At 73.9% G+C, this 15349-nt stretch carries 17 protein-coding genes and 3 pseudogenes; 15 read left to right on the top strand and 5 right to left on the bottom strand.

Annotated elements, in window-relative coordinates; translation table 11 throughout:
• Window positions 1-373: 373 nt before the first annotated feature.
• Window positions 374-556, bottom strand: a complete 183-nt coding sequence (locus IPM45_17720) for a hypothetical protein (protein ID MBK9181364.1) — start codon at window positions 554-556, stop codon at window positions 374-376.
• Window positions 557-2241: 1685 nt separating this feature from the next.
• Between IPM45_17720 and IPM45_17715 the strand changes: the two genes are divergently transcribed.
• The 4 genes and pseudogenes from IPM45_17715 to IPM45_17700 all read left to right on the top strand — a co-directional run bounded on the left by IPM45_17715 (window position 2242) and on the right by IPM45_17700 (window position 3754).
• Window positions 2242-2565, top strand: a complete 324-nt coding sequence (locus IPM45_17715) for a hypothetical protein (GenBank protein MBK9181363.1) — start codon at window positions 2242-2244, stop codon at window positions 2563-2565.
• A gap of 3 nt (window positions 2566-2568) precedes the next feature.
• A pseudogene (locus IPM45_17710) lies at window positions 2569-3330 on the top strand (circularly permuted type 2 ATP-grasp protein).
• Window positions 3331-3334: 4 nt separating this feature from the next.
• The gene (locus IPM45_17705) at window positions 3335-3469 is read left to right on the top strand and encodes a circularly permuted type 2 ATP-grasp protein (GenBank protein MBK9181362.1); all 135 of its coding nucleotides are present in this window, start codon (window positions 3335-3337) and stop codon (window positions 3467-3469) included.
• Between the two features lie 132 nt (window positions 3470-3601).
• On the top strand, window positions 3602-3754 hold the full coding sequence (locus tag IPM45_17700; GenBank protein ID MBK9181361.1) for a hypothetical protein: 153 nt from the start codon (window positions 3602-3604) through the stop codon (window positions 3752-3754).
• 944 nt (window positions 3755-4698) lie between these two features.
• Here the strand turns inward: IPM45_17700 and IPM45_17695 are convergent.
• The 3 genes from IPM45_17695 to IPM45_17685 form a co-directional block, all read right to left on the bottom strand.
• Complete coding sequence (locus tag IPM45_17695; GenBank protein ID MBK9181360.1) at window positions 4699-5079, bottom strand: hypothetical protein; 381 nt, start codon at window positions 5077-5079, stop codon at window positions 4699-4701.
• The gene (locus IPM45_17690; GenBank protein ID MBK9181359.1) at window positions 5033-5446 is read right to left on the bottom strand and encodes a hypothetical protein; all 414 of its coding nucleotides are present in this window, start codon (window positions 5444-5446) and stop codon (window positions 5033-5035) included. Before IPM45_17690 ends, IPM45_17695 begins: the two co-directional genes overlap by 47 nt.
• Before the next feature lie 107 nt (window positions 5447-5553).
• Window positions 5554-6132 carry a hypothetical protein gene (locus tag IPM45_17685; protein MBK9181358.1) on the bottom strand — a complete coding sequence of 193 codons (579 nt, stop codon included), beginning with the start codon at window positions 6130-6132 and terminating at the stop codon, window positions 5554-5556.
• A gap of 332 nt (window positions 6133-6464) precedes the next feature.
• On the opposite strand from IPM45_17685, the gene IPM45_17680 reads away from it, so the two are divergent.
• From IPM45_17680 to IPM45_17635, 10 genes and pseudogenes are all read left to right on the top strand, one after another.
• Window positions 6465-7079: an alpha-E domain-containing protein gene (locus tag IPM45_17680; GenBank protein MBK9181357.1), complete on the top strand. Its 615-nt coding sequence runs from the start codon at window positions 6465-6467 to the stop codon at window positions 7077-7079.
• Window positions 7019-7252 (top strand): annotated as a pseudogene (locus tag IPM45_17675) (hypothetical protein). Before IPM45_17680 ends, IPM45_17675 begins: the two are co-directional and overlap by 61 nt.
• Before the next feature lie 370 nt (window positions 7253-7622).
• Window positions 7623-8030 (top strand): transglutaminase family protein, encoded by a 408-nt coding sequence (locus IPM45_17670; GenBank protein MBK9181356.1) that lies wholly within the window; start codon window positions 7623-7625, stop codon window positions 8028-8030.
• 1064 nt (window positions 8031-9094) lie between these two features.
• Window positions 9095-10099: a polysaccharide biosynthesis protein gene (locus IPM45_17665; GenBank protein MBK9181355.1), complete on the top strand. Its 1005-nt coding sequence runs from the start codon at window positions 9095-9097 to the stop codon at window positions 10097-10099.
• Window positions 10100-10282: 183 nt separating this feature from the next.
• Window positions 10283-11014: pseudogene (locus IPM45_17660) on the top strand (acyl-CoA dehydrogenase family protein).
• A complete protein-coding gene (locus IPM45_17655; GenBank protein ID MBK9181354.1) occupies window positions 11014-11409 on the top strand; it encodes a hypothetical protein in 396 nt (131 codons plus the stop codon). Before IPM45_17660 ends, IPM45_17655 begins: the two are co-directional and overlap by 1 nt.
• Before the next feature lie 4 nt (window positions 11410-11413).
• Complete coding sequence (locus tag IPM45_17650; GenBank protein MBK9181353.1) at window positions 11414-11815, top strand: zinc-dependent peptidase; 402 nt, start codon at window positions 11414-11416, stop codon at window positions 11813-11815.
• On the top strand, window positions 11809-12045 hold the full coding sequence (locus tag IPM45_17645) for a zinc-dependent peptidase (protein MBK9181352.1): 237 nt from the start codon (window positions 11809-11811) through the stop codon (window positions 12043-12045). Before IPM45_17650 ends, IPM45_17645 begins: the two co-directional genes overlap by 7 nt.
• Before the next feature lie 376 nt (window positions 12046-12421).
• A complete protein-coding gene (locus IPM45_17640; protein ID MBK9181351.1) occupies window positions 12422-12901 on the top strand; it encodes a hypothetical protein in 480 nt (159 codons plus the stop codon).
• Window positions 12902-12997: 96 nt separating this feature from the next.
• A complete protein-coding gene (locus IPM45_17635) occupies window positions 12998-13288 on the top strand; it encodes a hypothetical protein (GenBank protein ID MBK9181350.1) in 291 nt (96 codons plus the stop codon).
• Between the two features lie 590 nt (window positions 13289-13878).
• Here IPM45_17635 and IPM45_17630 read toward each other — a convergent pair.
• A complete protein-coding gene (locus IPM45_17630) occupies window positions 13879-14493 on the bottom strand; it encodes a dTDP-4-dehydrorhamnose 3,5-epimerase family protein (protein MBK9181349.1) in 615 nt (204 codons plus the stop codon).
• Between the two features lie 524 nt (window positions 14494-15017).
• On the opposite strand from IPM45_17630, the gene IPM45_17625 reads away from it, so the two are divergent.
• A complete protein-coding gene (locus IPM45_17625) occupies window positions 15018-15260 on the top strand; it encodes a hypothetical protein (GenBank protein MBK9181348.1) in 243 nt (80 codons plus the stop codon).
• Window positions 15261-15349 lie beyond the last annotated feature (89 nt).

Genomic DNA, 15349 nt, shown 5'->3' with positions numbered 1-15349 from the left:
CGTTCGGCAGGTCACGGTTGTTGCCGATCACACCGTCAGAGAGGCCGCTGGTGGGGGCGTCGTTGCCGGAGCGTGGCGATGGCGCGGCCCGCACCTGGCCGCTCAGGGTCGACCGTCGCCGTGTAGTCCGAGACGTCGGTGGAGGGAAGACGTCGATCTTGGAACCGCCGGCGTTGTTCGTGACCAAATCGACAGAAGTCTTTCGTCGACGAGGGCCATGGCGCCAGTGGCTCCCCAGCAGTCGAAAGAAGCCGTTCTCCTCGGCGTCGAACGTAGCTGGCGATCTGCAGGTGGCCGTTGCGCCGCAGGAAACAACGCCTCGCCGAGGGCCGCAGACCGGGGGTCGCCGGTGGTGCGGCGGTCGAACGCACCGCTAGGGCGACTCCGCCGAGGGCGTCCTCCTGAAAGCGGGGTCGTCGGCAGACAGCTGGTGCTGGTCGACCAGCAGGAACTGCTCGACGTTGTCGGGGGTGAGGGGGCTGGGGATCCCGGGCCCGCTCACCGGCCCGGTGAGCCGGAGGAGGGCGGCCAGCCCGGCAGGGTCGACAGTGATCATCCCGTCGATGGGCGAAACCACCGTCGGTCTGCCAGGTAGAGCTGGGCGGTGACGGCGCTGACGGTGGGCAGATCGGGGGCAGGGTGAGGTTCGGTCAGATCACGCTGCGCGAGAGCGACCGGAAACACTCCAGCCAGTCAGGCGGACCGGTGACGGTGAGGAGTCGCGGTTGGCGCTGGCCTGCACGGGATCGCTGGTCGACCCGTCGCCAGGCCGGAGTCGAGACTAGCCGTCCACCCAAAAAGGCTCGGCGAAGCTGCCCATGTAGCCGCCCAGCCCTCGGGACTCGGCCGGGGTGACCACGGCCACGAAGTAGCGCCTGGGGCCCTCGCCGCCGAGCAGGCCAGGGGCGACCCGCACGGCGTCGATGGCCCGCTCGGCCTCGGGCGGGCGTCGGCGACCTCACGGTCCCAGCCGATCGAGGCGGTCGCGCACCAGGGCCCGCGACCACGCGGCGGATCGATCCCGTCGAGCACCCCCAACGTAACAATCCGGCGACCCCGCCACGCTCACCAGCGCCGGCTCCATGTCCGCGATGCGCCCGGGAGGTCGAGGGCGCCGGCGCACCTGGAGGGAATCCGGACGTCGGCGCCGCGACCGGCGGCGGCGCTGGCCGAAGGAGCCAGCTGGGCGCGTTGTCCGGCCACGTCCTGGAGGACCCGGGCGTTCTGGGCTGGCACCAGGGACGGCCCGGGCGCCAGCGCAGCACCCACCACGCCCCACCCGCTTTCATCGGCTGAGCGACACCCTCCGCAGCCCGGTCAGACTGGGCGGGTGTGGCGGCCACCGGTGTCGGCGTCGCGGGCGCGACGACTGACCGGCAGGACGGCGTCATTAGCAACCTGGGCGTCGCTGCCCTAGGACAGCGGGGCCACGGTGAACGGCACGATCACGACGGCGGCGGCACTGGCGCCCACGCCCAGCGGCCACGCCGGGCGACCCGCTCGCCCGCTTGCGGGCGATGCCGCCAACCCGACACGAGGATGGGCAGGACCGCAACCGCGGCCACCGGGACGCTGGCGCCTGAACAGGTCCCAGCCCAGGCGGAGGGCGGCGTTGGCGACCACAGCGGCACATGCGCCCACCACGGGCTCGCGCCGGTCGAGGCGGAACAGGCACGACGACGGTGACCAGCGCGGCGCGAGCACCACGGCCAGCCAACCAGCCGCTGGCGAGGTGGTGGTACCCGTGGCAGGAGTCCACCGCCGGTGCGGGCGCCGGCCAGCGCCGTCAGCGCGGCCATGGCGGCCGGGGGCAGCTGGTCGACGACGGCGGTTCCGGTGGGGTGGTGTGCCGACCATACGCCGGCGACGGCGCAGCGCGACGATGACGCCGACGGCCGCCCGCTGCTGGGTCGTCGGTTCCGGCACCGCTTCGTCCTCCGCCGGGCGACTCCTCGGTGGGCCCGGTAGGCTCGGTGGGCTCGGTGCTGGACACGACGGCCGGTCAAGCTGGGTGGTTCCGGCCCACCGGGATCGGCCGGTCGTTCGCGCCGGCGGGCCGCCCGTAGCATCGGCGGCCGTGCCCACCCGCCGGTTGTCGCCCCTGGTCTGCGGGATGGCCATCCTGCTGGCCGGCCCGGCGGTGCAACTGTTCCTGCTGGCCGGGCAGGACGACGGCTCGTCGCCGGCTCAACAGCAAGCCGGGCACCTCGGCCGAGGTGGGCGACGTGACGGCCGGGGGTGGTGTCGGCCGAGCGGTCCGGCGGCGCGAAATTGCTCCTCGTGGTCGACGTGGCCGTGGCCAGCGCCGACGAGGGCGTCGACGACGCCCGGGCCGGCTGGGGCCTGCTGCGGGGCGACTCCGGGGGCGCTCGTCGGCCGGACCGGGGCGACGGGCGGGAGGCCAGCCCTGCGCCGGGCTGGCGGGTGGCGCCGGGCAGGTCGGTCGGTGCGTGGTGGCGTTCGCGCCGCCGCCCGTCCCGGCGACGCCTTCGTGGCGATCTGCGGCGCGGCGACGACCGGGCCTCGTGGAGCGTCGCCGTCTGGTCGCGCGTGAACGTCGCGTGAACGCTGTGTGATCGATGCCGGACCGGAATCACCGGCGGGCGATTCGGTACCGTCCCTGGTGATGCCCGCCGCCGACCTGTTCTCCGGCTACGAGCACGACGGCTTCTTCGACGAAGGTGTTCGCGGGAGACGGCTCGATCCGGTCCCACTACGCCAATCTGGTCACCAAGCCTGGCCGAGGTCACGCCGAGGAAAGCTGGCCCGCTGAGCGCCTGCGCGACCAGGCCTTCCGCACCCGGGGATCACCTTCACCGTGTACGGCGAGGGCGACGACGAGGACCTGGAGCGCACCTTCCCCATGGACCTGCTGCCCCGGGTGAGTCCGGCCGACGAGTGGCCAGGGCGGATCGAGGCGGGCTCATCCAGCGGGTGACCGCCGTCAACGCCTTCCTCGACGGCCTCTACGTGGGGAGCGGAGCGCGCTCCACGACGGATCGTCCCGCAGTGGCTGGTCACCTCGAGCGACGGGTTCACCCGCGGGCCTTCCGGGATCCCGGTGCCCGGGGCGCCCTGCCTGGTGGCCGGCATCGACTTGGTCCGTGGGGCCGACGGCGGCTACCAGGTGCTCAGGACAACCTGCGCAGCCCGAGCGGCATCTCGTACGTGCTGGAGAACCGGGCGGCGATGACCCGGGTGCTGCCCCACCTGTTCTCCACCCACCGGGTTCGCTGCCCGTCGACCACTACGGCGCCTCGCTCCCTGTCGGCGCTGCGCCACGTGGCCCCACCGGCGGCCGGCGACCCCACCGTGGTGGTGCTCCACCCCCGGCGTGCAACTCGGCGTTCTTCGAGCAGCCTTCCTCGCCCGCCAGATGGGCGTGGAGCTGGTGGAGGGCCGCGACCTGGTGGTCGACGAGCACGTGGTGTTCATGCGCACCACCCGCGGCCTGGAAGCGTCGACGTGATCTACCGCCGCATCGACGACGACTTCCTCGACCCGGTGTGCATGGTGGACGACAGCGTGCTCGGGGTGCCGGGCCTGCTGGCCGCGGCCCGGGCCGGCAACGTCACCCCTGGCCAACGCCGTCGGCAACGGGGTGGCCGACGGCAAGGCGGTCTACGCCTACGTGCCGGCGATCATCCGCTACTACCTGGGCGAGGAGGCGTCCTCCCCAACGTGCCGACCTATACCTCCTGTGGGACGACGACCGGCGGGCCGAGGTGCTGGAGCCTCGACCAGCTGGTGGTGAAGCCGGTGGGGGGCGTCGGAGGCGGGGGCTCCGGCGGCCTGTTGATCGGCCCGTCTGGGCCGACGAGGCCACCTCCCGAGGAGTTCCGGGCCCGCATCGAGGCCGACCCCCCGGGGCTACGTCGCCCAGGAGATAGTGAGCCTGAGCCGCCACCCCACCCTCACCGGCGACCACGTCGAGGAGACGCCACGTCGACCTGCGGCCCTTCATGCTCTCCGGCGAGCGGGTGGGGGGTGATCCCGGGCGGGCTCACCCGCGTGGCCCTGCGCCAGGGGAGCCTGGTCGTGAACTCCAGCCAGGTCGGCGGCTCCAGGACACCTGTGGGTGCTGGCCCCCGACGAGACCAGCGGCAGTCCCGGCCGCCGACGTCACCATGCGGTGGCTGACCCGGTCCCCGCCGCTCACCAGACCTCGACCGGAACCGTCTCCCGCGTCGGGCTCGCCACAGGACAGACGCCGGCGCATGCATGGATACACGGTCACGGTGACGAGGTGGCTGCGGGGATGTCGTACGTGACCGCCCAGCACACCATCGCGCGGGTGGCTTGGCACCTCGTAGTGCTGGATCTCGCCGTCGCCCCAGTCGACGTGGAGCAGGTAGACCTCCCAGGCACGTCCTCGCAGAGAGGGACGTTGATGAGGTCCACGCAGAACTGTCCGGGCACCCCGGCACGCATCAGGTCCGGCTCGTACCACGCCGACGAGATCGTGGCGCAGCTCGTGGCCAGCAGGGTGACGGCAACGACCGTCGCCGTGAGCAGGAGCCGCCCTTGCCAGGGCTCACTCCCATCCGCCTGCGCGCAGTGCAGGCAATGAGTCGATTGTCCGACCGGCTCCGGGGGGGTGGCAAGAGGGGATGCTCGTGGACGCCGTGTGTGCCAGACCGGCCCGGCGAATCGAGGGGTGCCGAGCCGGTCACCCGCTGATCTCTCAGGCGGTGAAGGTCACGGTGGTGCTGCGGCCGTTGCTGGGCACCGGGAACGACTGGCCCCGCACGACCTGGCCGCCGACCTTAATGGTGAGCTCGGCGTCGCTGGTGGAGCCGCACCCCGTGGAACGACACGGATGACCACCGAGTACTGCCGCGCGGGGGCGCCGGTGGGCCGGAAGATGTTCTCGTAGTGCCTGGCGTTGTCGCCGCACGGGGGGATGGTGTCGTGGTCCAGCCGGCCGCCGCTGGCGGAGGCGGTGTTGCCGTACCAGATCTCCTCGCCGCGGGGGTCGACCACGTGCAGGTCGAGGTCGGCGCCGTCGGACCAGGCCAGCGTGACCTGGACGTCACCGGTGCCGAGGTCGGGTGGCGGCGGCTGGTTCGGGTCCTGCACCGTGAACGTGTACGAGCCCGTGGTGCGGGCTATCCCTGTCGATCTCGGGGTCCTCACCGACGTATTCCGCGGCGGCGCACGCCGTGTAGTCGATGGTTCGTGTTCCCGGCTGCGGGTAGTTCACGTCGAAGCAGGCGGCGGGCGTCGTCGCTCCTGAGTAGTCGACGTTCCTCACGCCCAAGGGCCCGGCGTTGACCACGATGTAGTCGGGGACGATGCCGCCGATGTACCCCACGGGGAAGCAGATCCTTCCCGGTCGGCCGGCGACGAGGGGCTGGGGCTCGGTTCGCGGGTTGGACACGAAGGCGCAGCCCGTCACCAGCACGAGCGCGGCCAGCAGCCCGCCGGCGCGTCGCAGTGTGACCATGATCGTCCCCTTTCTGCGGGGATCGCTCCGCAGCCCGCGCCGCGGCGCTTCGAGCGTCGCGCCGGGCAGCGACGCCGACAAGGCGTCGGCGGCTCAGGCGGTGAAGGTCACGGTGGTGCTGCGGCCACCGCTCGGCACGGGGAGCGACTGGTGCACGACGACCTGGCCGCCGACCCTGATGGTGAGACGGGCGTCGCTGGTGGAGCCGCACCCGCGGGACGACACGATGACCACCGAGTACTGGCCGTGCGGGGCGCCGTGGTGGGCCAGAAGATGTTCTCGTAGTGGGTGTTGTCGTCGCCGCACTGCGGGCGGGTGTCGTGGTCGAGCTGGCCGCTGCTGGCGGAGGTGGTGTTGCCGTACCACGTCTCCGCGCCGCCGGGGTCGACCACGTGCAGGTCGAGGTCGGCGCCGTCCGACCAGGCCAGCGTGACCTGGACGTCACCGGTGCCGAAGACGGGCTGGTTCGGGGCCTGCACCGTGAAGGTGTACGACCCCTTGGTGCAGCTCTCGCCCTTGATCTCGAAGGACCCGGGGTTCTCGGGGTTCGTGTTCCACCTCGCCGGGCAGACGTCGTACTCGATGGTCTGCGTCCCGGGGTTAGCGTAGGTGACGTCGAAGCCGGTACTCGTCGCCGACGCTCCCGTACCTGTACATCCCGCTCGACGGGATCTGCACCCGCACATACGGCCAGTCGGCCCCGCCAGGTCTGGCGAGGGGTGAGGCAGACTTGGCCGGGCTGGCCGGCGACCAGGGGCGCCGGCACCGTGCGGCTGCTCGACACGAAGGCGCAGCCCGTCACCAGCACGAGCGCAGCCAGCAGCCCCCGGCGCGCCGCAGTGTCGTCATGATCGTCCCCTTTCCGCGGGGATCGCTCCGCGGCCACGCGGGCACTTCGAGCGTCGCGCCGGGTCAGGTGCCGACAAGACGCCGGTGCCGGTGGGGCCGGGGTGTGAACGGCGCGTGAGCGGTTGGTGACGGGGGACGACGGCCTTCCCGGTCCGTACCATGGGCGGCGATGCTGGCCCGCCACGCCGAGAGCCTGTTCTGGACCGGCCGCTACCTGGAGCGGGCCGAGGACACGGCGCGCATGCTCGACGTCACCTACCACGGGCTGCTCGAGAGCCCGCCGGCCCAGGCCCGGGGCAGCTGGCACGACCTGCTGCGGGTGCTCTCCCTCGACGAGGCCTTCGACTGGGACGCCCACGCCGCCGACGGCGCCGAGCTGGCCGGCGCCATCTCGGAGTTCCTGGTGCTCGACCAGGAGAACCCGGGCGCCATCGGCAACGCCGTGCTGCGGGCCCGCGAGAACGTGCGGTCGGTGCGCGAGCTGGTGTCGACCGAGCTGTGGGAGGCGATCAACGGCTTCTGGCTGGAGCTGCAGCGGCGCGACGGTGACCTCAACCGGCCCCAGCGGCTGATCGGCCGGCTCAAGGCCGAGCTCGAGTACCGCGACGTGTCCGAGCTGCTCGACGAGGACCTCCACGGCTTCCTCGACCGGCTGCAGGCGGGGGTGCGCGAGGTGGCCGGCGCGGTGGGTCCACCTCCTTCCGCAACGCCGAGGCCCTCGACCTGCACGCCGTCGACTTCCACCCGCCGGCGGGCCCCCCGAACCCGGTGGTGGTCGCGGTGAGGCTCGACATCCGCTACCGCACCCGGTTCGCCTACACCGGCCCGGTGCGCGAGAGCCAGAACGAGCTGCGGGCCTGCCCGGCCAGCGACGTGCGCCAGCAGCTGGTGTCGTACCGGGTGAGCACCACGCCTGCGGCCCGGGTGTTCTCCTTCACCGACTACTGGGGCGCGGGTCGACACGTTCGGGGTGACGCCCACCCACCGCAACCTCGAGGTGGTCGCCGAGGCCGTGGTGGAGACCCGCTACCGCCGCTGGTCACCATCTCGCCCCGCATGGAGGCGCTGTCCGACCCGGCCTGGCTGGACGAGCACGTCGAGTACCTGGAGCGCACCCCCGCCGACTGGGGCAAGGGGGGTGGTCGAGAGGCCGGCCGGGTCACCGAGCTGGTCGGGCCCGACCCGGTGGGGCTGGTGCTGGCCATCCACCGCCGGGTGGGAGCGGTGATGACCTACGAGCCCGGCCACACCTACGTGGGGATGCCCATCGAGAGGTGCTGGAGACCCGCAAGGGCGTGTGCAGGACTTCGCCCACCTGGCCGTGGCCATGTGCCGCAGCGTGGGGATCCCGGCCCGCTACGTCAGCGGGTACCTGTTCACCAGCGACGACCGCACCGGGGCCGACGTGGTCGGGGGCGACGTGGCGTGGGTGCAGACCCACGCCTGGTTCGAGGCCGCCGTCCCGGGCCACGGGTGGCTGGCCCTCGACCCCACCAACGGCGCCGAGGTGGGCCTGCGCCACGTGAAGATCGGCCACGGCCGCGACTACGACGACGTGCCGCCCCTGCGGGGAGCGTTCTCGGGCCCTGCCGTCCACGGCCTGGACGTGGCCGTGGAGATCCGCCGGGTCACCGCGCCCAGGGCCCGCTCGGGGAGGGTCCCCGGCGCGGCCCGGGCCCGGCCGGTGCTGCCGGCCCAGCGCATCGCCGAGGCCCGCCTGGCCGGTCGGCAGTAGGGTCGGTCACGGCGGTGGCGTACGCTCCCACGTGCCGGTCGGGCGGACGGGTGGAGGAGATCGACAGGTGACGGCGGAGACGGCGGCGGACAGGCCGGGGCACCGCAGGGGACCAGAGCGCGGCGGACAGCGCGGGTAGCAGCAGGGAGCGCGCCGCGTTGCATCCCGGCCTCCTGGCCCTCCTGGGCCGGAACCGGTACTCGGTGCAGGCGGCGGCCGACGGCTTCGCCTGGGCCGTGGGCCTCCTCGACGCGACCCTGCTGCGCTACGACCTCGACAGGGGCCAGGTCGGCTGGGCCGGGCTGGCCGCCACGGTGGTCGTGGCGGTGGCGCTCAGGCGCTGGTGGGCGCAACCGTGGGCCTCTACCGGGGCCAGTGGCGCTTGGCAGCTTCGACGAGGTCGCCGCGCTGGTGCTCAGCGTCGCGGTGGTCGCCAGGGTGCTCACCGCCCTCAACCTGGTCCTGTTCGACCGGCTGGTGCCGGGGTCAGTGCCCGTGGGCGGCGGGGTGATCGCCCTGTGCCTGGCGGGCGGCAACCGCTACACCTGGCGGCTGCTGCTCGAGCGCAGCCGCCGGCCCTCGGCCGACGGCGACAGCACCACCCGCCTCTTGGTGTTCGGCGCCAGCGACGGCGGCGACCAGATCGTGCGGGCGATGCTGCGCGGCCCCGGCCCCTACGTGCCGGTGGCCCTGCTCGACGACGACCCGGCCAAGCGCAAGCTGCGGCTCGCCGGCGTCCCCGTGGCCCGGCGGCCGGGACGACCTGGCCGCGGTGGCGGCCGACCGGCAGGCGTCGGCCCTGCTGATCGCCGTCCCGAGCGCCGAGCCCGAGCTGATCCGCGGGCTGAGCGCGCTGGCGGTCGGGGTCGGCCTCGACGTGATGGTGCTGCCGCCGGTGGCCGGGCTGATCGGCGGCCGGGTGGGCGTGGGCGACATCCGGCCCCTGACCGACGAGGACCTGCTGGGCCGGCACAAGATCCATCTCGACGTCGACGCCATCGCCGGCTACCTCACCGGCAAGCGGGTGCTGGTCACGAACGCAGGCGGCTCGATCGGGTCGAGCTGTGCCGCCAGATCCACCGCTACGCCCGGCCCAGCTGCTGCTGCTCGACCGCGACGAGTCGGCCCTGCACGACGTGCGGCTGTCGATCGAGGGCCGGGCCCTCCTCGACACCCCCGACCTGCTGCTGTGCGACATCCGCGACCGCGACCGGGTGCTGGAGGTGTTCCGCCAGCGCCGGCCCGAGGTGGTGTTCCACGCCGCCGCCCTCAAGCACCTGCCCCTCCTCGAGCAGTACCCCGACGAGGCGTGGAAGACGAACGTGGTGGCCACCCAGACCCTGCTCGACGCCTCGGTCGCGGTGGGCGTGCGCCGCTTCGTGAACATCAGCACCGACAAGGCGGCCGACCCCATCAGCGTGCTCGGCCACTCCAAGCGCATCGCCGAGCGCCTCACCGCCCATGCCGCCGACGTCACCGACCACCCCTACCTGTCGGTGCGCTTCGGCAACGTGTTGGGCAGCCGGGGGTCGATGCTGCCCCTGTTCCGAACCCAGATCGACAACGGCGGCCCCGTCACCGTCACCCACCCCGACGTCACCCGCTACTTCATGACGGTGGAGGAGGCGGTGAGCCTGGTGATCAGGCCGGCGCCATCAGCCGGCCGGGCGAGTCGCTGGTGCTCGACATGGGCGAGCCGGTGCGTATCGCCGAGGTGGCCGAGCAGCTGGTGGCCGAGGCGCCCCGCCCGGTCGAGATCGTGTTCACCGGTCTCCGGCCGGGCGAGAGCTCCACGAGGTGCTGCTGAAGCAGGCGAGGCCCGACGACCGGCCGTTCCACAGCGGCATCAGCCACGTGCCCGTGCCGCCCCTCGGACCCGCCGGGCTCGACGGTGGCGGTTCGGCCCGCGCCCGCCTGCGGGAGCTGTCGGGCGCAGTGGCGTCCGAGCTCGACGTGCGCGTCTCCGGGGGCGACGGCCCGACCGCCGGGCGCCGGTCTGGGCCCGACGCCTCGCCGTCGGCCATGATCGCGGGACCCGCTCGCCTGCGCCTCCCGGAGGTCACCGATGACCGAGACCGCCGCCCCCAGCACCAGCACCGACGACGTCGTCGACGAGCTGCGCGCCTGGCTCGAGCAGAGCTGGGACCCCGACCTGACGGTGGCCGAGTGGTGGGAGCGCCTGGGCCTGGCCGGGTGGTCGGCGCCCTCGCTGCCCCAACGCCTACGGCGCGGCCTGTCCCGCCAACGGCGCGGTGCGGGTCGCCCAGGAGATCGCCGACTTCGGCGCCCTCGGCGCCCCCGGCGGGCTGGGCCTGCTGCTGGCCGCCCCCACCATCGCGACGCACGGCACCCAGGAGCAGATCGACCGCTACGTGCGCGACATCGTCACCGGCCAGCGGGCCTGGTGCCAGCTGTTCAGCGAGCCCGGCGCCGGCTCCGACCTGGCCGGCCTGCAGGCCAAGGCCGTGCGAGACGGCGACGAGTGGGTGGTCAACGGGCAGAAGGTGTGGACCTCGGCCGGCCACGTGGCCGACCTGGGCATGCTCATCGCCCGCACCGACCCCCGAGGTGCCCAAGCACCAGGGCATCACGTACTTCGCCTTCGACATGCACCAGCCCGGCGTCGACGTGCGCCCGCTCCGGAGATGACCGGCCGGGCCCTGTTCAACGAGGTGTTCCTCACCGACGCCCGCGTGGGCAGCGACGCCGTCATCGGCGACGTGGGCAAGGGCTGGGCGGTGGCCAACAGCACGCTGATGTTCGAGCGGGCCGGCCTGGGCTCGGGCGGCGGCCACGCGCCGCCAGCGCGGCCACGCCGGGCACCGTGGCCGGCCAGCTGTCGATGCGCGCCGGCGACTTCGTGCGCCAGGGGCCGGGCCGCCCGGGGCGGTGGCGGCGGCGTGTTCGGCGGCGCCGCCAAGATGCTCATCGACCTGGCCCGGGCCAACGGGCCATCGCCGACCCCACGATCCGCCAGGGGCTGATGAGGCTGCACACCATCTCCGAGATCGGGCGCTTCAACAACCTGCGGGTGAAGGCCGCCCGGCCGCCGGCCAGGACGTCCCCGGCATGCCCAACATCTCCAAGCTGGTCGATGAGCGAGATGATGCGCCTCCAGCGCGACTTGGGCCTGGCCATCGTCGGCCCCTACGGCACGCTCCACGCCTACGACGCCGACGACCGCAAGGCCCTCGACGCGGCCACCGGCCAGCCGGTGCTGGGCGTGGTCACCGAGATGGCGCTGTTCGCCCAGGCCCCGCCCATCTACGGCAGCACCGACCAGATCCAGCGCAACATCACCGGCGAGCGGGTGCTCGGCCTGCCCAAGGCCGAGCAACGACCGGGTGGTGCCGTTCTCAGGCTGCCCAGGAACGCCTGACCGGGTGCGGCTCGAGGCGCGCCGCCGCCGGCGCCGCCGCCAGCTGCTGCAGGGCGGCTTCCCGCCGGCGTGGCGGGCGCTGCTCGACGAGCGGGTGCCGCACGCCCGCCTGCTCGACGGCGACGAGCGGGAGCGCCTCGAGCGCCTCACCCTGGGGCTGGTGGCCACCAAGCGCTGGGAGGCGGCCCGCGGCTTCGAGCTCACCGACGAGATCGTGGTCACCGTGGCCGGGCTGGCGTCGCTGCTGGTGCTGGGGCTGCCCGACGACTCGTACCGAGACGTGCAGGCGATCGTGGTGCACCCCACCACGCTGGTGCTCACCGGCGAGCGCTCCCAGGTGCCCGGCCTGGTCTCCGACGGGCCGACGCCGATCCTCGGCAGGCCAGCCAGACCGGCCCGGTGGTGATCGTGTGCCGGACGCCGTGCTGGACGAGGGTGCGCCGCCCCGGCCGGGGGCACAACGTGGTGTTCCACGAGTTCGCCCACAAGCTCGACATGCTCGACGGGCTGATCGACGGCACGCCCCCGCTGGCCACCGACGAGCAGCTGCAGCGGTGGGTGGCGGTGTGCACCGACGTGTACGAGCAGCTCCAGCGGGGTGAGGCGGGGGCGGTGCTGCGCTCGTCGCGGGCGTGAACCCGGGCGAGATTCTTCGCGGTGGCCACCGAGGCGTTCTTCGACGACCCGGTCGGGCTGCGCCGACGAGCACCCCCGACCTGTACGGGGTGCTCGCCGGCTACCGCCAGGACCCGGCCGCCCGGGTGCCGCCGCCCACCGCCTGACGGTCGGCCCGCCGCTCGTCGGGCGCGGCTGCGCCGCCCACCTGACCGGTCTCCATCGCGCTGACGGCGCCTGGCAGCGTCCCGGCGGGTCGGCAGTGGCGGTGGCCGTTCTCCATCGCGCTGACGACGTCTGGTGCGTCCCGGGCGCAGTCGGGACGAACGACCCTGGCCGGTCCGGGTCCGGGGCGAGACCATGGCGGTGATCGTGCTCGCCGGCGCGGGAGGTGGCCATGGAGGCGTGGGTCGCACCCGGTGCGACGGCGCCCCCGGGCGACTGGGCCGTCAGCCCGCGTGGCGGCCTGTCGGCCTGGGCCGAGCCGTTCGGCGGCGCCCAGCCGGCGACCCGCTTCGGGGCGGGCGAGGTGCTCCAGGTGCTCGATCGGCGGGACGCCTGGGTGCAGGTGCGCTGCGTCACCGGCTGGACCGGCTGGGTCGACGGCCGGCTGCTCGAGGCCCCGCGGCCCCCCACCTTCGAGGCGACCTACATGGTGGCCCGCACCGGCACCACCGCCCGGTCCTCTCGATCCCAGCGGCCCGGGCGTGGCCCTGGCGCCCGGCGTCGCGCTGCAGCGCCGCGGCAGCTGGGGCGACTGGGCCCTCGTGGTGTCGGCCGAGGGCTGGCAGGGCTGGGTGGCCACCGGGGCCTCTCCAGCGCCGGCTGGGCCCTCGGTGGTTCGGCGTGCGGGTCCACCTCGGGCTGCTCTCGGTGATCGGCGGTGTCCTGGTGCTGGGCGGGGCTTCCTCCGTGGTTCACCGCCGCGGGCACGAGCGTCTCGGCGTGGGACACACCCCTTCGCTTCCTGCTGGTGGGCACCGGCAGCGGCAGCGGCGAGACCGTCCTCGACGCCGGTCCCGTCCTCCTCCTCGTGGGCGGGGCCATGGCGGTGCTGGGCCTGCTGGGCCTGGTCCCCGGCGCCGCGCTGAGCGTGCCCCGGTGGCTGCCCGTGGTCCTGGGCTCGGTGGCCACCAACGCGGCCGCCTTCGCCCTGGCCCGCGTGCTGCGCCCCGAGCCTCGCCCCGGCCTGGGCGTGGGTGTGCTGGTCGTGCTGGTCGGCGGCGCCCTGGTGCTGGTGGACGTGTGGCGGTCCCGGCGATGAGCCGCGGCCGGGGTGAGGTGCACCGGTGTCGGGGCGAGCGGGGCGGGCCAGGTGGTGGCCGGCGTGCTCATCGGGGTGGCCCTGGTGGCCTCGGCCTTCGCTCCGGCCTTCGTGACCGCGGTGCTGCAGGACCTGAACGACATCCGCAGCGGCCGGTGGTGGGGGGAGCGGCCAGGCGTCGGCCACCCAGCCCCGATCCGCAGCAGCCCGTTCGTGGGCCCGGCCCGCCGAGCGATCAGCAGCAGGCCGCCTGTGTCCAGCAGATCGCCCAGGGCTTCGGGCTCCAGTGGACGGCGCGTCCCAGGGCTGGCGGGCGCGGCTCCTACCCGGAGCCGGTGCTCACCGGCGACCCGTCGGTCGACCGGCCGCGGTGTACGACTGGACGAGCGCCATGAACGGGCTGGTCGCCCTGGCGTCGGAGCGATGGCAGTCGTGCTTCACGACGACGACCGAGGGGGCGACCACCACGCTGGTGGAGCCGGTGATCCCGGGGACCTACCTGCTCACGTTCCAGGGCGGCGGCAACGACGTGTGCCAGCCGCCGGCGCCCATGACCGTGCACGTCTCCCGCGACGGCGCCAACGTGACCGTCACTGGGCCCTCGTCCCCGGCGGGGCAGAGGCCTCGGTCACGGCGCCGCTCGGTGCCGACTTCTCGTTCGACGGTTCGGCGAGCCTGCCGTCGGGTATCGACATCGGCCTGCGGGGCCGCTCGCGACCTCTTCGACAGACCACGCTGATCCGTGACGGCCAGCTCGCCCACGACGTGGGGGCGGCTGCGCTACTCGTTTCAGGCGAGCGCACCGGCGACTGACCGTGCCGGCCGCCCGGGCGCCGCCTGCTACCGGCGGGCCAGGGCCGGTGGCGGCATCCGCCACCGGGGGATGGCGTAGGGGTCGAGGTCGGCCCGGCGGGGTTGGCCTGGTCGCTGGCCGACAGGATCGGTTCGGTCACGCCCATGTCCTCCGGGCCCCAGTCGGCGGCCACCTGGGGGTCGTCCCAGGCGACGCCGAACTCGTCGAGGGCGTTGTGGGCCTGGTCGACCGGGTAGATGAGGTGACGTCGGTGAGGGCGCGCGAAGCCGTGGAGCACGCCGGCGGGGACGTGGACGCCACGGTGGTCGTGGAACAGGGGCCGCCGTCGCCCCGATGTCGAGCGTGAGGGGTGGCGCCTCGGTGGGGAGCCGGCCCGGAGGTCGTGCAGCACGATCCGGGCCCGCCCGACGGCACGTGCAGTAGTCGGCCTGCAGGAGGTGGTAGTGCAGCCCAACGACGCAGCCCCGGCGGCGGGTGACCTGGTTGGTCTGGATCACCTCCTGGCTGTCGGGCACCCACGAGCGCCGCCGAGCTCTCGATGAAGTCGCCCCGGGAGTCGTGGAGCACGCGGGGCGTCACCACGTACACGCCGGCGATCTCGCTCGACGCCGTCACCTCGGCCGTGCTCATGGCAACTCCCGTCGGGGGGTCGCGGCCCCGTTGCCGCCACCGCCAGATGTCACCTGGCCCACCCCGACGCTAGGACGGCAGCGGTCCGGCTGCCACCCCGACCAGCTCTGATCGCCGGGGCTCGGGACCGCGGCCAGACGCTGAGCCGTCCCGGGGACCCTGCCCGGGCCCTCTGCAGCAGGCCGGGCCCCGGCCGATGGCCACCGACCCGCGCACCGGGCTGCCCACCGTGCGGATCGGCCGGGTCGTCAGGAGCGACGACGTGCGCGCCCTGGAGGACGAGGGGTGACGGTGCTGCTCGACGGCAACGTGCTGGTGGCGCTGGCCGTGGAGGATCACGTGCACCATGAGGGCGCGGTGCGGTGGTTCGCCGCCGACGAGCGGCCGTTCGCCACCACACCGATCACCCAGGGCACGCTGCTGCGGCTCCTGCTGCGCACCGGGCTGCCGGCGGCCGACGCCCTCGCCGTGCTGGAGGGCGTGGCGGCCCATCCCCGCCACGAGTTCTGGCCCGACGACCGTCCCTAGGCGCGGGCCTGCGGGGTGCTCGGCCACCGCCAGGTCGCCGACGGCTACCTGGCCTCGCTGGCCCGGAGCCGCTCAGGCCCGGCTCGCCC

Source organism: Acidimicrobiales bacterium (genome assembly GCA_016716005.1).
Taxonomy (GTDB): domain Bacteria; phylum Actinomycetota; class Acidimicrobiia; order Acidimicrobiales; family JADJXE01; genus JADJXE01.
The sequence above is the reverse complement of the archived record's forward strand: the minus strand, read 5'-3'. Positions and strand labels throughout refer to the sequence as shown.